Origin of the sequence: Chromobacterium haemolyticum, from assembly GCF_009936155.1 — a bacterium.
Lineage (GTDB): Bacteria > Pseudomonadota > Gammaproteobacteria > Burkholderiales > Chromobacteriaceae > Chromobacterium > Chromobacterium haemolyticum.
This window is the reverse complement of sequence record NZ_AP019312.1, coordinates 3,615,965-3,633,369: the sequence shown is the minus strand read 5'-3', so window position 1 is coordinate 3,633,369 and position 17,405 is coordinate 3,615,965. Positions and strand designations below refer to the sequence as shown.

The 17,405-nt window shown below is 61.7% G+C and carries 19 protein-coding genes; 12 read left to right on the top strand and 7 right to left on the bottom strand.

Annotated elements, in window-relative coordinates; translation table 11 throughout:
- Nucleotides 1-62 precede the first annotated feature (62 nt).
- Nucleotides 63-500 carry a c-type cytochrome gene (locus GYH29_RS16660; RefSeq protein ID WP_019101164.1) on the bottom strand — a complete coding sequence of 146 codons (438 nt, stop codon included), beginning with the start codon at nucleotides 498-500 and terminating at the stop codon, nucleotides 63-65.
- An 87-nt stretch (nucleotides 501-587) separates the two neighbouring features.
- Nucleotides 588-1,016 (bottom strand): c-type cytochrome, encoded by a 429-nt coding sequence (locus GYH29_RS16655; RefSeq protein WP_019101165.1) that lies wholly within the window; start codon nucleotides 1,014-1,016, stop codon nucleotides 588-590.
- 172 nt (nucleotides 1,017-1,188) lie between these two features.
- On the opposite strand from GYH29_RS16655, the gene GYH29_RS16650 reads away from it, so the two are divergent.
- From GYH29_RS16650 to GYH29_RS16630, 6 genes are read left to right on the top strand one after another with little or no spacing between them, the layout of a single operon-like run.
- Nucleotides 1,189-1,623, top strand: a complete 435-nt coding sequence (locus GYH29_RS16650) for a Fur family transcriptional regulator (protein WP_019101166.1) — start codon at nucleotides 1,189-1,191, stop codon at nucleotides 1,621-1,623.
- Between the two features lie 20 nt (nucleotides 1,624-1,643).
- Nucleotides 1,644-2,561, top strand: a complete 918-nt coding sequence (locus tag GYH29_RS16645) for a CobW family GTP-binding protein (protein WP_081575733.1) — start codon at nucleotides 1,644-1,646, stop codon at nucleotides 2,559-2,561.
- On the top strand, nucleotides 2,558-2,734 hold the full coding sequence (locus tag GYH29_RS24565) for a hypothetical protein (RefSeq protein WP_162533441.1): 177 nt from the start codon (nucleotides 2,558-2,560) through the stop codon (nucleotides 2,732-2,734). Before GYH29_RS16645 ends, GYH29_RS24565 begins: the two co-directional genes overlap by 4 nt.
- On the top strand, nucleotides 2,731-3,474 hold the full coding sequence (locus GYH29_RS16640; protein WP_043594257.1) for a metal ABC transporter ATP-binding protein: 744 nt from the start codon (nucleotides 2,731-2,733) through the stop codon (nucleotides 3,472-3,474). The genes GYH29_RS24565 and GYH29_RS16640 overlap by 4 nt, the downstream gene beginning before the upstream one ends.
- A complete protein-coding gene (locus GYH29_RS16635; RefSeq protein ID WP_019101170.1) occupies nucleotides 3,474-4,349 on the top strand; it encodes a metal ABC transporter permease in 876 nt (291 codons plus the stop codon). The genes GYH29_RS16640 and GYH29_RS16635 overlap by 1 nt, the downstream gene beginning before the upstream one ends.
- 22 nt (nucleotides 4,350-4,371) lie before the next feature.
- Nucleotides 4,372-5,277 carry a metal ABC transporter solute-binding protein, Zn/Mn family gene (locus tag GYH29_RS16630; protein ID WP_019101171.1) on the top strand — a complete coding sequence of 302 codons (906 nt, stop codon included), beginning with the start codon at nucleotides 4,372-4,374 and terminating at the stop codon, nucleotides 5,275-5,277.
- Here the strand turns inward: GYH29_RS16630 and GYH29_RS16625 are convergent.
- Nucleotides 5,270-5,935, bottom strand: a complete 666-nt coding sequence (locus GYH29_RS16625) for a sulfite exporter TauE/SafE family protein (protein ID WP_039754583.1) — start codon at nucleotides 5,933-5,935, stop codon at nucleotides 5,270-5,272. The two genes, GYH29_RS16630 and GYH29_RS16625, sit on opposite strands and share 8 nt — an antisense overlap.
- Nucleotides 5,936-6,243: 308 nt before the next feature.
- Here GYH29_RS16625 and GYH29_RS16620 point away from each other — a divergent pair, with 308 nt between their 5' ends.
- Nucleotides 6,244-7,029 carry an enoyl-CoA hydratase gene (locus GYH29_RS16620; RefSeq protein WP_043594254.1) on the top strand — a complete coding sequence of 262 codons (786 nt, stop codon included), beginning with the start codon at nucleotides 6,244-6,246 and terminating at the stop codon, nucleotides 7,027-7,029.
- Nucleotides 7,030-7,128: 99 nt separating this feature from the next.
- Here the strand turns inward: GYH29_RS16620 and GYH29_RS16615 are convergent, their stop codons facing one another.
- From GYH29_RS16615 to GYH29_RS16605, 3 genes are all read right to left on the bottom strand, one after another.
- On the bottom strand, nucleotides 7,129-9,204 hold the full coding sequence (locus GYH29_RS16615) for a prolyl oligopeptidase family serine peptidase (protein WP_161524156.1): 2,076 nt from the start codon (nucleotides 9,202-9,204) through the stop codon (nucleotides 7,129-7,131).
- A 312-nt stretch (nucleotides 9,205-9,516) separates the two neighbouring features.
- The gene (locus GYH29_RS16610) at nucleotides 9,517-10,215 is read right to left on the bottom strand and encodes a DsbA family protein (protein WP_019101175.1); all 699 of its coding nucleotides are present in this window, start codon (nucleotides 10,213-10,215) and stop codon (nucleotides 9,517-9,519) included.
- Nucleotides 10,209-11,075 carry an MBL fold metallo-hydrolase gene (locus tag GYH29_RS16605; RefSeq protein WP_019101176.1) on the bottom strand — a complete coding sequence of 289 codons (867 nt, stop codon included), beginning with the start codon at nucleotides 11,073-11,075 and terminating at the stop codon, nucleotides 10,209-10,211. The genes GYH29_RS16610 and GYH29_RS16605 overlap by 7 nt, the downstream gene beginning before the upstream one ends.
- An 841-nt stretch (nucleotides 11,076-11,916) precedes the next feature.
- On the opposite strand from GYH29_RS16605, the gene GYH29_RS16600 reads away from it, so the two are divergent.
- The 4 genes from GYH29_RS16600 to GYH29_RS16585 are packed head-to-tail and all read left to right on the top strand — an operon-like array spanning nucleotide 11,917 to nucleotide 15,439.
- A complete protein-coding gene (locus GYH29_RS16600; protein ID WP_043594245.1) occupies nucleotides 11,917-12,840 on the top strand; it encodes a branched-chain amino acid ABC transporter permease in 924 nt (307 codons plus the stop codon).
- Nucleotides 12,841-12,858: 18 nt separating this feature from the next.
- Entirely contained in the window at nucleotides 12,859-13,959 is a 1,101-nt protein-coding gene (locus GYH29_RS16595) for an ABC transporter permease subunit (RefSeq protein WP_081556274.1), read from the top strand.
- Between the two features lie 2 nt (nucleotides 13,960-13,961).
- Complete coding sequence (locus GYH29_RS16590) at nucleotides 13,962-14,732, top strand: ABC transporter ATP-binding protein (RefSeq protein WP_043633033.1); 771 nt, start codon at nucleotides 13,962-13,964, stop codon at nucleotides 14,730-14,732.
- On the top strand, nucleotides 14,729-15,439 hold the full coding sequence (locus GYH29_RS16585; RefSeq protein WP_043594237.1) for an ABC transporter ATP-binding protein: 711 nt from the start codon (nucleotides 14,729-14,731) through the stop codon (nucleotides 15,437-15,439). The genes GYH29_RS16590 and GYH29_RS16585 overlap by 4 nt, the downstream gene beginning before the upstream one ends.
- 48 nt (nucleotides 15,440-15,487) lie before the next feature.
- On the opposite strand, the gene GYH29_RS16580 is transcribed toward GYH29_RS16585, so the two are convergent.
- Nucleotides 15,488-16,378 (bottom strand): LysR family transcriptional regulator, encoded by an 891-nt coding sequence (locus tag GYH29_RS16580; RefSeq protein ID WP_161524155.1) that lies wholly within the window; start codon nucleotides 16,376-16,378, stop codon nucleotides 15,488-15,490.
- A gap of 127 nt (nucleotides 16,379-16,505) precedes the next feature.
- Between GYH29_RS16580 and htpX the strand changes: the two genes are divergently transcribed.
- A complete protein-coding gene (htpX, locus tag GYH29_RS16575) occupies nucleotides 16,506-17,387 on the top strand; it encodes a protease HtpX (RefSeq protein ID WP_019101282.1) in 882 nt (293 codons plus the stop codon).
- Nucleotides 17,388-17,405: the final 18 nt, after the last annotated feature.

Sequence of the window (17,405 nt, the reverse complement as noted above, 5' to 3'; positions counted from 1 at the left end):
CGCGTCGCGTAGGCAAGCAAGAAAAAGGGCGGTCAACACCGCCCTTTTTTTGTGGTCGCGATTTATTTTTCCGGGCCGCGGAAGGCGTCGTGACAGGACTTGCAGCTTTGCGCCACTGCGCCGTAGTTTTTCTTGATGGCGGCGAGGTCGCCGCCTCGGGCGGCCTGTCTCAGGTCGGCCACGGCTTTGAGGAAGGCGTCCTTGTCGGCCTGGAACTTGGCGGGCTGGCTCCAGATTTCCGGCTTGGCTCGGCTTTTGCCGCTGATGCTGTTGGCGGGGAAGTGATTGAAGGGCTCGGCCGCGATCAGACTCAAGGCGTCCGCCTGACGGATGAAGGCGTCTTTCTGGTACGGATCACGCCCACGCACCACCGTGCCCATGGGTTCGAAGGCCAGCAATACTTTCTTGAAGGATTTGGTGCGTGTTTCGGCCGGCGTGTCGGCCAGTGCCAGCGGCGCCGCGATGGCGCCCAACAGCAATACGGTCAGCAGTTTTTTCATTCCGGGGTCTTCGAGGTGGTGTCTGACTGCGGATAGGCAAGCAAACAGCCCGCTGGCGAGCGGGCTGCGGGTGCCGACGCGAAGGACTTAGTCCTTGCGGAATGCGTCGTGACAGGCTTTACAGGTCTTCTGGGTGGCGCCGAACTGTACCTTGATTGCGCCCAGATCGCCGCCGGCGGCTACTTGCTTCAGTTTGGCGGTGGCGGCTTTGTGGTTGTCGATGGCTTTTTGCCATTCGGCGGGCTTGCTCCAGATTTCCGGTTTGGCGTCGGTCTTGCCGGTCCCGCTGCCCGCCGGGAAATGCTGCCACGGTTTTTGGGACAGAGCTTCCAGCTCGCCGGCCAGCTTGGCGAACTCATCCTTGTTATAGGGCGTTTCGCCCTTCACCATCTTGCCCATGCCGCCAACCACCGGTTTGTATTGCTTGAAGACGTCTTTGCGCTGAGCAATCGGATCGGCGGCAAAGGCCTGGCCGGCGAGAGTAGCGGCAAGGGCGAGCATCAACAGCTTTTTCATGTCATTTCCTTATATGAGCGATGGGTGGTAAGCCATAAGCCTATCATGGACATTCTGGAGCACAAAGCTACCATGAGTGGCGGGCATGATAAACCGATGAATGATTAATCCTTGTGAATTTGAGATGTTATACAGTAACATTGCGTCCTGATTAAACAAGCGGGTGTCCGGCATGGACCATCAAGCCTATCTGGCCGCGGCGGAGCGGCATTGTGAACGGCGCGGCAGCAAGCTGACCGCGTTGCGCCGTCAGGTGCTGGAGTTGGTGCTGCGTTACAGCGGGGTGGTCAAGGCCTATCAGGTCCTGGCGGATCTGCAGCAGGAGCGCGGCGCCGCCGCGCCGCCCACCGTGTATCGCGCGCTGGATTTCCTGGTGGAACACGGCCTGCTGCACAAGGTGGACGCCTTGAACGGCTTCATCGTATGCGATCACTTCGAATGCCAGCATGAAGGGCTGATCCTGGTCTGCGGCGACTGCGGCCAGGTACAGGAGATCGACGCCGCGCCGGCCTTGAGCGCGTTGCGCCAGGCCGCGCAGGCGGTGGCCTTCTCTCTGTGCCCGCAAAACCTGGTGTTGACGGGGCGTTGCCAGTCCTGCAGCGCCTGAATCCACGAATTCCCTGATCCATGAAAAAAACCATAGTCAACTTGTTCACCGGCTTTCTCGGGGTAGGCAAGACCACGGCGTTGCGCCATTTGATCGAGCATCGTCCCGCTAATGAGAAGTGGGCGATCATCGTCAACGAGTTCGGCGAAGTCGGCATAGACGGCGCGGCTCTGAGTCAGGACGAACTGGCGGTGGCGGAAATCGCCGGCGGCTGCTTGTGCTGCGTGGCTGGTCCGCAGATGACCGCCACGGTGGCGACCCTGTTGCGCCGCGAACGCCCGGACCGCCTGCTGATCGAGGCTAGCGGTCTTGCGCACGCGGCCGGCGTCATCGACGAATTGCGCGCCAAGCCCTTGGGCGAGGCGCTGGAGGTGGGCGCGGTGCTTACTCTGGTGGACCCCCGCCAGTTCATTCAGTCTGATTATCTCCGTCAGCCGCTGTACCGAGACCAGGTTTCCATTGCCGACGTGTTGGTGGCCAATAAGATCGACACGGCCGACGTGCCGACGATGGAGGCTTTCCGCCAACAGGCGGGGGCTTTGTTTCCGCCCAAGTCGCTGGTGGGCGAAGTGCGCAATGGCGAATTGGATCCGGCTTGGCTGAATGCCGCCGCCGCGCCCAAGCCGCGTTACCGGCCGGCTGTGCCGGACGACGCCGCTGCCCAATGGCGCTCGATGGGCTGGACTTTCGAGCCGGAGCAGGCTTTTGACGGAGAGAAACTGACCCGCTTTTTCGATGCGCTGCCGACCTTGGTGCCTGGCCTGGTGCGCGCCAAGGGGGTGTTCAAGGTGCTGGACAGCTGGGTGTGGCTGAACTGGGCAGCGGGGCAGTGGGGCGCGGCCCAGGTGTCTTGGCGGCGCGACAGCCGTTTTGAACTGATTGCCGAGGATTTCGACGCCGCCGCGATTGAGGGCAAGTTGCGGGAGTGCTTCGAATGACGTCTAAACATCAACATCAACATCCGCGTGCGCACCGGCATCTGACGCCGGCCAATTTCAAGCCGCCGTTCAGCCTGCTGGCGATGTCGGCCTGGCAACGGCTCGGTCTGGCCGGCGTCGCGCTGGCGGTCTTATGGGTTCTGGTGATCTGGGCGTTGAGGGAGGCGGCATGAGCGTCAGTCTGCGGAACCTGACCGTTTCTTATCAGCGTCACCCGGCCGTGCACCATGTCAGCGGCAGTTTCGTCGCAGGAGACGCCACCGCGATTTTCGGTCCCAACGGCGCCGGCAAGAGCACCTTGCTCAAGGCCATGATAGGCGCTTTGACGCCGGATTCCGGTTCGGTGCAGTTGGACAGTTTTCAGCGCCGCGACATCGCCTATCTGCCTCAGCAGTCTGAGATCGACCGTTCTTTGCCGGTCAGCGTGCTGGACTTGGTATGTACCGGCCTGTGGCACGATACCGGCGTGTTAGGCGGCGTTAGTCGTCGCGGCCGCGATCAGGCCTTGCTGGCCTTGGAGCAGGTGGGCCTGGCCGATTTCGCGCTGCGGCCCATCTCGGCGCTGTCCAGCGGCCAGTTCCAGCGCGTGTTGTTCGCCCGCATTCTGGTTCAGGATGCGCGCCTGATCCTGCTGGACGAGCCGTTCAACGCGGTGGACGCCAAGACCACCTACGACTTGCTGGAGCTGGTGCGCCATTGGCGGGAAGAAGGCCGCACCGTGGTGGCGGTGCTGCATGATTACGAGCAGGTGCGCGCTTATTTCCCGCACACCTTGTTGTTGGCGCGCGAAGTGGTGGCCTGGGGCGATACCGCCGAAGTGCTGTGCGACGCCAATTTGAAACGCGCGGTGGACACCGCCGCGCATTGGCAATCCCAGGCTGCGGTCTGCGAAGTGGATGGAGCGCAAGCCTGATGTCGCACTTATACGATTTACTGGTGTCGCCGTTTGCCGAATTCGCCTTTATGCGCCGAGCGCTTATCGGTTGTCTGGCCCTGGCCCTGGGCAGTGGCCCGATCGGCCTGTTTCTGGTGATGCGGCGCATGAGCCTGATGGGCGATGCGATGAGCCATGCCGTGCTGCCCGGCGCCGCGGTGGGCTTCATGATGGCGGGCCTCAGCCTGCCGGCTATGAGCCTGGGCGGATTCTTCGCCGGCGTGCTGGTGGCGCTGCTGGCCGGCTTGGCCACGCGTTTCACCAGCATCAAGGAAGACGCCAGCTTTGCCGCCTTCTACCTGCTGTCGTTGTCCATCGGCGTATTGCTGGTGTCGCGCGGCGGCAGCAATGTGGACTTGATGCATATCTTGTTTGGTTCTGTGCTGGCGGTGGACGATGCGGCCCTGTTCCTGGTGGCCGGCGTCGCATCCTTCACTTTGTTGGCGCTGGCCTTGATCTACCGCCCCCTGCTGCTGGAAAGCCTGGACCCGGTCTACCTGCGCGCCGTGGGCGCGCGCGGGGGCTTGTGGCACATGTTGTTCCTGATGCTGGTGGTGCTGAACCTGGTAGCCGGTTTCCAGGCGCTAGGCACCTTGATGGCGGTGGGCCTGATGATGTTGCCGGCGATCACCGCCCGCTTGTGGACCGAGCGCATCGAGGCCTTGCTCGGCTTGTCGGTGGCCATTGCCTTTCTGGCCGGCTTGGGCGGTCTATTGCTGTCCTATCATTTCGAACTGCCTTCCGGGCCGGCCATCATTCTGCTGGCGGGCCTGGTCTATCTGCTGTCGCTGCTGTTGGCGCCGGTGGGCGGGGCTTTGCCGCGCTACATCCGCGCCCGGCATCTGGAATCCTGAACCCTTGATAAGGAAGTCGCCGATGAAGAAATCAATCATGGCCCTGTTGTTGCTGGGCCTGCCCTTGTCCGCCTGGGCCAAGCTGCCGGTTGTGGCCAGCTTCAGCATCGTGGCCGATATGACGCGGGAAATCGGCGGCGATCGCGTCGAAGTGTCCTCGCTGGTGGGACCGGACCAGGACGCCCATGTGTTCCAGCCGTCGCCGGCCGACGTCAAGAAAGTAGCGGGCGCCAAGCTGCTGGTCACCAACGGCCTGGGGATGGAGGGCTGGATGGTGCGGCTGAGCAAGGCCGCTCATTTCAAAGGCGTGCAAGTGGAGGCGGGCAAGGGCATCAAGACCCGCGAAGCGGAGGACGAGGATCATCATGGACATGATCACGGCCATGCCGGGCATGACCATGGAGCCATCGATCCGCACGCTTGGCATGATCCCAAGCGGGTGCTGACTTACATCCGCAACATCGAGGCCGGCCTGAGCCAGGCGGATCCGGCCGGCAAGCAGGAATACGCCCGCCGCGCCGCCGAGTACGCTGCCAAAGTGAAGGAAATGGACGCCTGGGCGGCAAAGGCCTTTGCCGCCGTGCCGGCAGCCAAGCGAAAGATGCTGACCTCGCACGATGCCTTCGCTTACCTGGGCGAGCGTTACCAGCTGCAAGTGTTGGCCATTCAGGGGGTGAGCACCGAGTCCGAGGCATCGGCCAAGGCGGTGGCGCGTCTGGTGCGCCAGGTGCGGCAGGAGAAAGTGTCGGCGGTGTTCATGGAGAACATGACGGACAAGCGTCTGTTGGAGCAGTTGTCGCGAGAGGCCAAGGTGACGATAGGCGGCAAGCTGTACGCCGACGCGCTGTCAGGCCCGTCCGGTCCTGCGCCCAGCTACTTGGCGATGTTCCGCTACAATGTTGACACCATTCTGAAGTCGTTTAAATAAGCGCCCGCAGCAACTGCCAGGCGCCGATGCCCGCAACGACCAGTCCCGCCGTGAGGCGGACTGGTCGTTGTTGCATCCAGCGGCGCAGGCTGTCGGCAAAGGCGCCCATCAGTAAGAGATTGGGCAAGGTGCCGAGGCCGAAGGCCAACATGGCCAGCGCGCCGCCGGATGCGCTGCCGGTGGCCAGCGCCGACAGCGAAGCGCTGTAGACCAATCCACAGGGCAGCCAGCCCCAGACCATGCCGGCCAGCAATGCGGATTGCGGTGAGCGGACCGGCAGCAGGCGTCCCAGCAGCGGCTGCAAGCGGCGCCAGATCGGCACGCCCAAGCGCTCGATCAGATTGACCGCCCCGGACAGGCCGGCCAGGTAGAGGCCCATGGCCACCAGCATCAGGTTGGCTAACAGCGCCAAGGTCAGTTGAAGGCCGCGGATGTCCAGCAGGGCGAGGCCGGTGGCGGCCAAGCCGCCCAGCAGCGCGCCGATTAGCGCGTAGCTGCCGATGCGCCCCAGATTGTAGGCCAGCATAATGCGCCAGCGGCCGGTTTCGGGGGGCAGATTCAGCGTCAGCGCAGCGACTATGCCGCCGCACATGCCCATGCAGTGGCCGCCGCCCAGCAAGCCCGCCAGAAACAATATCCACCCGCTCGTTTCAATCATGCCGCAACCTGTCTCAGAAAGCTCTATGGTAACAGAGTGGCGGCCTGGGCTTGCGCGCGCGGTGGTCATATTTGCTTTTGGCATTTATTGCCTTTATCAAAATTTTACTTGGCATCTCCTTAAAGAAAGTTATAAAAAAAATGATGGTCTTGTTGGCCGACTACTGGTCAAAAGGTCAGTTTGCAATGAGAATGCTGCTTTGGCTTCGGACCTATGCGCAATGGGTCCCACGCTGAGGATCCAGGCGCTCGACCTGGTCAAAACATATGCATAAGCGATGTAATCCATGGGGATAGAGTGAGGAAAATATGGCCAAGTATCTGACACTTGAGCGGCTGGGCCAGTCAGCGATCGTGACTCTCAAAAACGCGCCGGCGAATCTGCTGACCACGGAGAGCCTGAATGAGCTGGCTACGACGATGCGGTCGCTGGATGCGGATCCGGCTGTGCGTTCGGTGGTGCTGACCGGGGCTGGCGACGCGTTTTTTTCCGCCGGCGCCGATTTGAAGCAATTCGCCTCCGGCGACGCGGTCGAGGCCGACAAGGTCTTCGACGCCTTCGCCGGAGCTTTGCGCAGTTTGCAGCAATACCGCGGCGTCACCGTGGCCGCGATCAACGGCTACGCTTTGGGCGGCGGCCTGGAACTGGCGCTGGGCTGTGATTACATGGTGGCCGAGCGTGGAGCCAAGCTCGGGTTGCCGGAGGCCAAGGTGGGCATCATTCCGGCGGCGGGCGGCACCAAGACGCTGGCGGACAAGGTGGGCGTCTCCTGGGCCAAGCGCATTATTTTGGGCGGCGAAGTGGTGACGGCCGAGAAGGCCTTGACCATCGGGCTGATCGAGGAGGTGGTGGATCAGGGCTTCGCCAAGATCGTGGCGATCAGCCTGGCCAACAAGGTGGCGAACCAAGCGCCGGGCGCGGTGGCCGCGGCGCGTCGTCTGATCGAGGAGAGCGGCAACCTGACGCTGGCCCAGCATCTGGAGCGCGAGCGCGCCGCGGTGCGTCAACTGATAGGCGGCGCGGAGCAGATCGAGGGCGTGAATGCCTTCATCGCCAAGCGCAGCCCCAGTTGGGTCGAGTCCGGCGATGATTGAACATCGCGTATCCCATGCAAAAACCGCCTGTCGCCGTTTCGGCCGCAGGCGGTTTATTTTTGACGCTCCGCTCGCGCGTCTCCTGTCTGGCGGGGGCCGTCAGCGCAGTTGACGCAGAAGGAAGGCGTATTCCATCGCCGCGATATCGGCCTCTTGCTGGTGGTTGGCGGCGGCGCCGTGCCCGCCCTCGGTACGTTCGAAATACTGCACCGGGGCGCCCATCGCCTGCATGGCCGCGAACATCTTGCGGGCATGGCCGGGGTGGACCCGGTCATCCAGCGTCGAGGTCATGAACAGGGTGGCCGGGTAGCGCGCGTCCGGCTTCAGGTTCTGATAGGGCGAATAACGGCGGATATAGGCCCAGTCTTCCGGCTGGTCTGGGTTGCCGTACTCATCCATCCAGCTGGCCCCGGCCAGCAAGCGGTTGAAGCGGCGCATGTCCAGCAGCGGCACCTGGCAGACCACGGCGTTGAATAGTTCCGGCCGCTGGGTGAGCATCACTCCCATCAGCAGGCCGCCGTTGCTGCCTCCTTTGATCCCCAGATGGCGGGCGTTGGCCACGCCGCGCTTGGCCAGGTCCTCGGCGATGGCGGCGAAGTCGTCGTAGGCGTTCTGGCGCAAGTGTTTGCGCGCCGCCTCGTGCCAAGCCGGGCCGTATTCGCCGCCTCCTCGGATATTGGCCAGCGCGTAGACGCCGCCGCGGTCCAGCCAGGCTTTGCCCAGCGCGCCGTTGTAGCGCGGGGTCAGCGACACTTCGAAGCCGCCGTAGCCGTACAGCAGCGTGGGGTTGGAGCCGTCAAGCTTGATGTCTTTGCGGCTGACCAGGAAGTAGGGCACCCGAGTGCCGTCGCGAGAGACGGCGAACCACTGTTGGATGCGGTAGGGGCTGGCGTCGAAAAAGCCGGGCTGTTGTTTCAGCGTCTGGCGTTGATCGCTGCCGGCCTCGGCCAGCGCCAGCGTCGGCGGCGTTAGAAAGTCGGTGAAGCTGTAGAAGTAGCGGTTGTCCCGATCAGGGTCGACCGCGCGCACGCTGATGCTGCCGAAGCTTGGGGTATCCACTGTGCGCGATTGCCATTGACCGGCCACGACCTTCCACTCCCGCAAGCGGCTGCCGACATTGTCCAGCGTGGTCAGCAGCAGGCTGTCGCGGGTGGACGTCTGTTCCGCCAGCGAGACGGTGGCGCTTGGCTCGAACAAAGGGGTGAAGTCGCGCGCTCCGGCCAGATAGGCTTCAACATCGATGGCCAGCAGGGAGCCGCCGCGCCAGGTTTTTGCGCCGATTTTCCAGTCCTGCTTGGGGGTTAGCAACAGCCAGTTGTCGAAAAAATCGACGCCGACGTGGTCTGGCTTGTCCAGCCGTCGCCATTCTCCTGCAACCAGCAGGCGGGTTTCCGTGGTGAAGAAGGTGGGCGCGCGCGTGATCACGTCGTAGCGGCGGCCTTGGGCGTCAATCCGGGCCGCGTGCACGGCGACGTCGGCTTGCCGGCCTTCGAACACGGTTTGCGCCTGGGCCAGCGGCTGGCCGCGGCGCCAGGTTTTGACCACGCGGGGGTAGCCGGAATCAGTCAGCGATCCAGGGCCGAAGTCGCTCATTACATAAAGGGAGTCATGGTCCTGCCAGCTGACTTCGCTCTTGGCTTCCGGCAACTGGAAGCCGTCCTTGACGAAGGCTTTGGCGACCGGATCGAATTCTCGCACCACCGCGGCGTCACCGCCGCCGCGGCTTAGGCGCAGCAGGCAGCGCTCTTGATTGGGACGCAGGCAGTCAGCACCTTGCCAAACCCAGTTTTCCCCTTCCTCCTTGGCCAGCCCATCCAGATCCAGCACCGTTTCCCATTGCGGCGCGGCCTTGCGGTATTCGTCCAAAGTGGTGCGCCGCCACACTCCGCGCGGGTGATCCTTGTCGCGCCAGAAGTTGTAGTACAGCCCGCCAATCTTCTCGACGGAGGGGATGCGGTCGTTGGAGTCCAGGATGGTCAGCAGTTCGCGGCGCACAGTCGGATAGTCGGCTTGCCGGCCGAGGTCCTGGCGCGTGTTCGTGTTTTGCTGGCTAACCCAGGCCAGTGCTTCTTTGCCTTGAATCTCCTCCAGCCATAGATACGGGTCTTGAGCGGCGCTTGCCGCGGTACTGAGCGCGAGCAGGGTGAGGGACAGGGTGGGGCCTAAGGTTTTCATCCGGACGGGTTCCCTTATTTCAGCCAATGGCTGTAGACAGTGAATTTGTTTTGATGTGTCCGAATACTGTAGCGCCCGTGAATTTGTTTGTCATCAACTGCCGCGCGGGCCGGCAAGCCAAACGGCGGCCATGATGAGACAGGACCGCCGTTGGCGAGGAGGGTATGGACGTGAACTTAGAGCCTGTTTACGATCTTGCGAGCTAAAGCGAAAACGGCAGAGAAAGCGGAGCGTACACACGGTACATGAGCATTTCGAAGCCATACTCACCGTGTAACGCTCTACAACGCGCGGCGGATCGTGAGCAGATTCTTAGCAGCCGTCCAGCCCGCACATCGGCGGCAGGTCGGCCAAGCCGGAGCGGGAAGCGGCGCCGAGTTGCGCCAAGTGCTGGCTGAACATGTCCGGCTTGCCCAAGTAAGAACCTAGATCTAGGGCTTCGAAGCGGCCGTCCACTTCCAGTGCCGCGGATGGGAAGCCGCGCAGGCCCAGACGATTCATCAGGCGGCGGCTATGGTCTATATGTTCGACGCTGTGTGCCAGGCCGCCGGCGTAGGCATCGGCGAAGCGGCCGGCGGGCGCGCCCAATTCCGCTGCCAGTCGGGCAAGCACGGCGACATCGGCAATCTCCAGACCGTGCAGATAATGAGCGGCTTGCACATGGGCCAGCATGGCTTGCGGCGCAATGCCCAGTTCCGGCGCGGCCAGAACGGAGGCGATGGGCGGCGTCGAGTCCAGGCGCGCTTCGCTGCGCAACAAGCCGTCGAAGTAGGCGTCGCCGAAGGGCTGGCCGCTGAGAGCGGCGATGCGGTGATCGTGAGGCATCACATAGCCGCGCCATTCCAGGTTCACGCGCCGGTTGTGCGGCGCGCTCAGCATGCCGCCGCCGTGCAGCGCCAGTTCGACTTCCGGCCGCGCCGCGGCCGCCAGCAGCAGCGGCGAGGCGCCGTAGCACCAGCCGCACAGCGGGTCGTAAAAGTAGTGGAGTCGAATCTTGGTGGCGCTTACCATTTCATTTCGCCTTTGTTGACTTTGGCGCCGATCTCCAACGACATGTCTTCGCCCGCTTGCGGGAAGGCTTGCTTCATCGCCTGGATCAACTGGGCGCTATCGGCCGACTTGGCCAGATTCAATTCGAAGCGCTGCAAGTATTGGCGGGTGAAGCGCACGGCGCTCAGATCGGTTTTATCGCCAGCTTGCATGTGGCCGGGCACCACGATCGCCGGTTGAAGGCCTTCCATTTCATCCAACTGCTTGATCCAGGCCTGGCGTTCGGCTCGGCTCTGGGTGTCCGCGGTCCAGACGTGCATGCTGGGAGCGGTGACGCCGACATTGCCGACAATCGCGCGGATGGATGGAATCCACACATAGCCGCGGTGGGCGAGTACGCCGCGCGTGCCTTTGATTTCCAGCGTCTTGCCTTCCAGTTCCAGACGTTCGCCTTTCAGCTCATCGGGCAGCAGCGCGGCGCTTGGCGCGTTCGCGCCCATTTTCGGGCCCCAATAGGCGATCTTGCCCTGAATATTGGCCTTGATCTTGGCCAGGGTCGGACCGTTGCTGAGGACTTGGGCCTGGGGGAAGATTTTCTTCAGTTCGGCGGCGCCGAAGTAGTAGTCAGGGTCTGCTTGGCTGATATAGATGGTTTTTAGTTGCTTGCCGCTGTCCAGCACCTTGGCGGCGATGCGGTGGGCGTCGGCGCGGGTGAAGCCGGTGTCGATCAGGATAGCGTCTTTTTCGCCGCTGACCAGCACCGAGCTGACATTGAAGCTATTGCCGTCGGCGTTGTAGATGGACAGCTTCAGCGGTTCGGCGGCGAAGGCGGCCGTTGCCGCCAGGGTCAAGGCGCCAGCGATGAGGATTTGACGGGGCATCGATTCATTCTCCATATGGCCCGACGTCTATCGCGGGCAGTGAGTGGTGGATTGCGACGCTCACTATAAAACGCACGCTTAATGGGAATAAACCATCTAAATCGCACTAAATTGTTGCTTATTTCGATCTAATTGGCGCTAAGACTGGGGGACGCCGTCTCCAGATAACCCCTTATGTGGAGGCGTGGCCGTATGAAATGCGGCTGGCGCATCGAAGGCGCGCGCCCCGCACCGGGGGTGTGTGGCGGCCGTTCTTAAGACAGTTGCAGCCAAGACGAATAGGATGGGCTATGTTTCAGCCATAAAATCGCGCAGCGAAGAATGTCGGATGGGCGCTGAGTGCGATGGTCTCATTCTTGCTTGATGTGCGATGTGTCGCGCCGTGCAATTTTTGTCAGAGTCGGCCGTCTTTTTGGGAGATTGTATCCATTCGAATCACGAAAGCGAGCGAATGTTGTAATGCGAATTCTTTGGTAGATGTCTTTTCGAAATCGAACATATTTTGCGCCGAGACATGATCAAAATCTGAAAAACGAGCGGCTGAGCTAGGGTTTGTCTTTATCCGGAGAAATTCAAAATTTCTTTGGCCGGTTTTGTCTTTTTTTTTAAAAAAATACATGAAAAACAATGTGTTAAATTGTTTTTAAATAGGCTTGATTTGGTGCCGTTTTAACCAATCTTTAAGATTGACAGTCGCTGGAATCCACCTACATAATCCGTTCGCCTGTCTGACAGAATCCAAATAATCAAGGCTCGTCCGGGCACTCAAGAACAGGCAGCAGCCAATAAGAGGGAAAGCCCCGCAAGCTGCCGGTCGTCAATACAAAGGAGATCTCCCAACGTGGACATTTTTCTGCAACAAATCCTGAACGGTCTCGTTCTGGGTAGCATTTATGCGTTGATCGCATTGGGCTATACCATGGTGTACGGGATCATGGGGCTTATCAACTTCGCTCACGGCGAAGTGGTGATGTTTGGCGCCATGGTCACCATATCCGTCATCAATGCCTTGTCCGGTTCCGGCTTGCCCGGTCCCGCTCTGGTGCTGATCGGCCTGCTGGTGGCGATTGCGGCCTGCATGCTGCTGGGCTTCACCGTAGAGCGCATCGCTTACCGCCCGCTGCGCGGCAAGCAAAGACTGGCGCCGCTGATTACCGCGATCGGCCTGTCCATCGTGCTGCAGCAGGTGGCTATCCTGATCTGGGGCCGCAACTACATTCCGTTTCCGCAAATCCTCGACCATGACGTGGTGTCCTTCTTCGGCGCCAGCATCACCAAGCTGCAGATCACCATCATCGTACTGTGCCTGGTGATCATGGCTGGTCTGCTGTTGATGGTGGAACGCACCAAGCTGGGTCGCGCGATGCGCGCCACCAGCCAGAACCCGGCGGTAGCCGGCCTGATGGGCGTCAACGTCAACACCATCATATCCGCCACCTTTGTCATAGGCTCCAGCCTGGGCGCGGTGGCAGGCGTGATGGTGGCCACCAACTATGAGCAGGCTCATTACTATATGGGCTTCATGATTGGTCTGAAGGCCTTCACCGCGGCAGTGCTGGGCGGCATCGGCAATCTGGGCGGCGCGGTGGCCGGCGGCTTGCTGCTGGGCATCATCGAAAGCCTGGGCGCCGGTTATATCGGCACGCTGACTGGAGGCTTCCTCGGTTCCAATTATCAGGACATCATCGCCTTCATGGTATTGATCATGGTGCTGATTTTCCGTCCGTCCGGCCTGCTGGGCGAAAAGATGGCCGACCGTGCCTGATCCTGGAGACGACATATCATGACCATGGCACTCAATATCAATAAGATGGACACCGGCAAGAAAGTTGGCCTGTTCGTGTTGTCCGCGGTGGCGATGGCGGTTCTGCCTTTCCTCGTGGGCGGCCTGCTGGGCAACTCCTGGGTCCGCATCGTCGACTTTGCCTTGCTCTACGTGATGCTGGCGCTGGGCCTGAACATCGTGGTGGGCTTCGCCGGTTTGCTGGATCTGGGTTTCATCGCCTTCTACGCTGTCGGCGCCTATACCTTCGCCTTGCTGGGCTCGCCGCATTTCGGCCTGCATCTGCCGTTCTACATCACCATCCCGCTGGGCGCGGTGCTGGCGGCTTTCTGCGGCATCTTGCTGGGCACGCCGGTATTGCGGCTCAAGGGCGACTATCTGGCCATCGTGACGCTGGGTTTCGGGGAGATCGTGCGCATCTTCATGAATAACCTGAACACGCCGGTCAACATCACCAACGGCCCGCAAGGCATCAATCTGATCGATCCGATCAAGGTGGGCGGCGTGTCGCTGGGCGATACCATGGAGTTGTTCGGACTCAGCTTCCACAGCGTCTATCTGTACTACTACCTGTTCCTGGCGTTGACCGTGGGTGTGGTGATCATGGCCTGGCGCTTGCAGCATTCGCGCATCGGCCGTGCCTGGGTGGCGCTGCGCGAGGACGATATCGCCGCCGCGGCGATGGGCATCAACATTCGCAATATCAAACTGCTGGCTTTCGCCTTGGGCGCTTTGTCCGGCGGCGTGGCCGGCGGCTTGTTCGCGTCCTTCCAGGGCTTTGTGTCGCCGGAATCGTTCAGCCTGCTTGAGTCCATCATGATTTTGGCGATGATCGTTCTGGGCGGCATGGGTCACATTCCGGGCGTGATTCTCGGCGCCGTGGTATTGACCATTGCGCCGGAAATCCTGCGCGACGTGATTGGCCCGCTGCAGATGAAAACCTTCGGCAAAATGCTGATCGACCCGGAAAACGCCCGCATGCTGTTGTTCGGCTTGGCGATGGTGGTGATGATGCTGGTGCGGCCGGAGGGCATGTGGCCGTCCAAGCGCCGTAAAGCCGAGTTCCGTGACGATAGAGAAGCCGCAGGGCAGAAAGGTTGAGCATGGCTGAAGTTTTGCTGAAGATAGAAGGCATCCATAAACGCTTTGGCGGCCTGCACGCGCTCAACAATGTGGCGCTGACCATCAACAAGGGCGAGATTTACGGCCTGATCGGCCCCAACGGCGCGGGCAAGACCACGCTGTTCAACGTGCTGACCGGCTTGTACGTGCCGGACGAGGGGGCGTTTGAGTTCGACGGCCACAATCTGTTCCAACAGAAGCCGCATGTGGTCGTGGCCGCCGGCATCGCGCGCACCTTTCAGAACATCCGCTTGTTCGCCGAAATGACGGCGCTGGAAAACGTCATGGTGGGGCGCCACATTCGCTCCAAGGCCGGAGCCTTGGGCGCGGTGTTGCGCGACAGGCGCACCATGGCCGAAGAAAAGGCGATTACCGACAAGGCATGGGAGCTGCTGGAGTACGTGGGCATCGCCGACGTTGCGCACGAGCGCGCCCGCAATCTGTCCTACGGCCACCAGCGCCGGCTGGAAATCGCGCGCGCGCTGGCCACCGAACCCAAGCTCTTGGCCTTGGACGAGCCGGCCGCCGGCATGAACCCGCGTGAAACCGAGGAGTTGAAGGACTTGATGTCCAAAATCCGAGCCGGAGGCGTGACCGTGCTGCTGATTGAGCACGACGTCAAATTGATGATGGGCCTGTGCGACCGCATCGCGGTGCTGGACTACGGCAAGAAGATTGCCGAAGGCGTTCCCGAAGAGGTGCGCAAGAACCCGAAAGTGATCGAGGCTTACCTGGGAGCGGCACACGCATGAGCATTTTGGAAGTCAAAGACCTGCAAGTGGCCTATGGCGGCATTCAGGCAGTCAAGGGAATCGATTTTCACATCAAACAGGGTGAGTTGGTGACCCTGATCGGCGCCAACGGCGCTGGCAAGACCACCACGCTGAAAACCCTGGTGGGCATGGTGAAGAAATCCGGCGGCAGCATTCACTACGACGGCAAGGACATCTCCACCATCGCACCGCACAACTTCGTGCGCCACGGCCTGGCCATGGTGCCGGAGGGCCGCGGGGTATTCGCCAAGCTGACCGTGGAAGAAAACCTGCTGATGGGCGCTTACTATCGCGACGACAAGGCCGCGATCCAGAGCGAGGCCGAGCGGGTGTACGAGTTGTTTCCCCGCTTGAAGGAGCGGCAGAAGCAATTGGCGGGCACCTTGTCCGGCGGCGAACAGCAGATGGTGGCCATGGGCCGCGCCATGCTGTCCAAGCCCAAGCTGCTGCTGCTGGACGAACCGTCCATGGGCCTGGCCCCCATCATCGTGGAGAAGATCTTCGAGATTATCCAGATGGTGGCCAAGGAGGGCGTGACCATGCTGTTGGTGGAGCAGAACGCCAAGCTGGCGCTGGAAGTGTCGCAGCGCGGCTACGTGATGGAAAGCGGCCGCATCACCATGAGCGGCCCGGCCAAGGACCTGCTCAACGACGAACGCGTGCGCAACGCCTACCTGGGCGAGTAAGTCCGCGCCGCACCGTCAAACCCCGGACCCGTCCGGGGTTTTTTGCTTTCAGGACGCGGCTTCGATGGCGGCTTGCAACATGGCCTGCACGCCCGGATGTTGCAGCCGGCGACGGTTGGCGATGGCGTAATAATGTTCCCAGACGCCGTCGACCTCGCCCAGCGCCTGCGGCGCGTTCGCGTTGCCGTCGCTTGGCGCCGTGGTGGGAAACAGACCGAAGCCCTGGCGGCCGAAGGCGTCCAGCAAGGCGCCGTCGTCGAACTCCGCAACGATGTCCGGCTTGATCCTGCGTTCTTCAAACCATTGGTCCAGCTGGCTGCGCAGCACATGGTGGCGGCTGGGCAGCAACATTGGTGCTTGGTTCAGGCTGGCGGGGAATCCCGCGGCGTGGCGTCGCCATAATTCCGCCGCGCCGGCGATCTTTACCGGGCAGCGCATCAGCAGCCAGGATTGAAAGGGCTGCGATCCGCCAGCCGCCATTGGCCGGTCCGCCAATACCACGTCCAGCCGGTGGCGGGTCAAGTCGGCCAGCAATTCGTCGAAATCGCCTTCGCCGCATTGCAGCCTGACCTTGGCGTCCAGCCGCAGCGCCGGTTCCAACAGCTTGAGCGCAATGGCCTTGGGCAACACGTCCGAGATGCCCGCCGCCAGGCGGATGGTCTTGTCCAGCTGCGCGTCTTCCAGCGTTTCCTGCAATTCCTCGCCCAGCATGAAGATCTGGTCGGCGTAGCGCAGCGTTACATGGCCGGCTTCGGTCAGAACCAGCTGGCGCCCCTGTTGTCGGAACAAGGTTCGCTCCAGGCTCTGCTCAAGACGCGAAATCTGGCCGCTGACGGTTTGGGTGCTGACGCCCAATTGTTCCGCCGCTCGGGTGACGCCGCCGGCGTGGGCAACCGCCCAGAAGTAATGCAGATGCTTGAAGTTGATCCGTTCGGACATGATGGTTCGAAAAAACTTGATGTATTTTCTGATTATATTTGATTTTTTCCGAGGGACGCAGCGTCTAGAATGCACTGTGTCGGGCGTTCCACGGAATGCCGTCGAATTCAACGCAAGGGCCAACACCATGAAACGAGTCATTCTATTAATCGCCACCAACATCGCCGTGATGGTGGTGCTGAGCATTGTGGCCAGCTTGTTGGGGCTGAACCGCTACATGACGGGCAACGGCCTGAACCTGGGCACGCTGCTGGGCTTCGCCGCGGTAATGGGCTTTGGCGGCGCCTTCATTTCGCTGATGCTCTCCAAGACCATGGCCAAATGGAGCACCGGCGCGCGCGTGATTGAAACACCCAGCAACGATACCGAGCGCTGGCTGGTGTATACCGTGCAGAAGCTGGCCAGCCGCGCCAATCTGCCGATGCCCGAGGTGGCGGTGTACGAGGGGGAACCCAACGCCTTCGCCACTGGCCCGAGCAAATCCAATTCTCTGGTGGCGGTGTCCACCGGCTTGCTGGCCTCGATGACGGAAGAAGAAGTGGAGGCGGTGCTGGCGCACGAAGTCGCACACATTCAGAACGGCGACATGGTGACGCTGACGCTGATCCAGGGCGTGGTCAACACTTTCGTGTTCTTCCTGGCGCGCGTGGTCGGCTATCTGGTGGACAGCTTTCTGCGCCGCAACGACGAACAGTCCAGCGGCCCTGGCATCGGCTATATGGTCACCGTGATCGTCTGTGAGATCGTGTTCGGCATCCTGGCTTCCGCCATCGTGATGTACTTCTCGCGTCAGCGCGAATTCCGCGCCGATGCGGGCGCGGCCACGCTGCTGGGCGGCGCGCGTCCGATGGTCAACGCGCTGCGCCGTCTGGGCGGCGTCGCCGCCGGCGATCTGCCGCAGAACATGGCGGCGTCCGGCATCTCCGGCGGACGCGGCGGCCTGATGGCGCTGTTCTCCAGCCACCCCAGCATTGAGGAGCGCATCGGCGCGCTGGAACACGGCCGTTAAATCTTGACCCGCCTCCGC

Excerpts from the sequence above, each read along its gene's own strand:
- GYH29_RS16660 (WP_019101164.1), bottom strand. The coding sequence starts at position 500 with ATGAAAAAACTGCTGACCGTATTGCTGTTGGGCGCCATCGCGGCGCCG.
- GYH29_RS16655 (WP_019101165.1), bottom strand. The coding sequence starts at position 1,016 with ATGAAAAAGCTGTTGATGCTCGCCCTTGCCGCTACTCTCGCCGGCCAG.
- GYH29_RS16650 (WP_019101166.1), top strand. The coding sequence starts at position 1,189 with ATGGACCATCAAGCCTATCTGGCCGCGGCGGAGCGGCATTGTGAACGG.
- GYH29_RS16645 (WP_081575733.1), top strand. The coding sequence starts at position 1,644 with ATGAAAAAAACCATAGTCAACTTGTTCACCGGCTTTCTCGGGGTAGGC.
- GYH29_RS24565 (WP_162533441.1), top strand. The coding sequence starts at position 2,558 with ATGACGTCTAAACATCAACATCAACATCCGCGTGCGCACCGGCATCTG.
- GYH29_RS16640 (WP_043594257.1), top strand. The coding sequence starts at position 2,731 with ATGAGCGTCAGTCTGCGGAACCTGACCGTTTCTTATCAGCGTCACCCG.
- GYH29_RS16635 (WP_019101170.1), top strand. The coding sequence starts at position 3,474 with ATGTCGCACTTATACGATTTACTGGTGTCGCCGTTTGCCGAATTCGCC.
- GYH29_RS16630 (WP_019101171.1), top strand. The coding sequence starts at position 4,372 with ATGAAGAAATCAATCATGGCCCTGTTGTTGCTGGGCCTGCCCTTGTCC.
- GYH29_RS16625 (WP_039754583.1), bottom strand. The coding sequence starts at position 5,935 with ATGATTGAAACGAGCGGGTGGATATTGTTTCTGGCGGGCTTGCTGGGC.
- GYH29_RS16620 (WP_043594254.1), top strand. The coding sequence starts at position 6,244 with ATGGCCAAGTATCTGACACTTGAGCGGCTGGGCCAGTCAGCGATCGTG.
- GYH29_RS16615 (WP_161524156.1), bottom strand. The coding sequence starts at position 9,204 with ATGAAAACCTTAGGCCCCACCCTGTCCCTCACCCTGCTCGCGCTCAGT.
- GYH29_RS16610 (WP_019101175.1), bottom strand. The coding sequence starts at position 10,215 with ATGGTAAGCGCCACCAAGATTCGACTCCACTACTTTTACGACCCGCTG.
- GYH29_RS16605 (WP_019101176.1), bottom strand. The coding sequence starts at position 11,075 with ATGCCCCGTCAAATCCTCATCGCTGGCGCCTTGACCCTGGCGGCAACG.
- GYH29_RS16595 (WP_081556274.1), top strand. The coding sequence starts at position 12,859 with ATGACCATGGCACTCAATATCAATAAGATGGACACCGGCAAGAAAGTT.
- GYH29_RS16590 (WP_043633033.1), top strand. The coding sequence starts at position 13,962 with ATGGCTGAAGTTTTGCTGAAGATAGAAGGCATCCATAAACGCTTTGGC.
- GYH29_RS16585 (WP_043594237.1), top strand. The coding sequence starts at position 14,729 with ATGAGCATTTTGGAAGTCAAAGACCTGCAAGTGGCCTATGGCGGCATT.
- GYH29_RS16580 (WP_161524155.1), bottom strand. The coding sequence starts at position 16,378 with ATGTCCGAACGGATCAACTTCAAGCATCTGCATTACTTCTGGGCGGTT.
- htpX (WP_019101282.1), top strand. The coding sequence starts at position 16,506 with ATGAAACGAGTCATTCTATTAATCGCCACCAACATCGCCGTGATGGTG.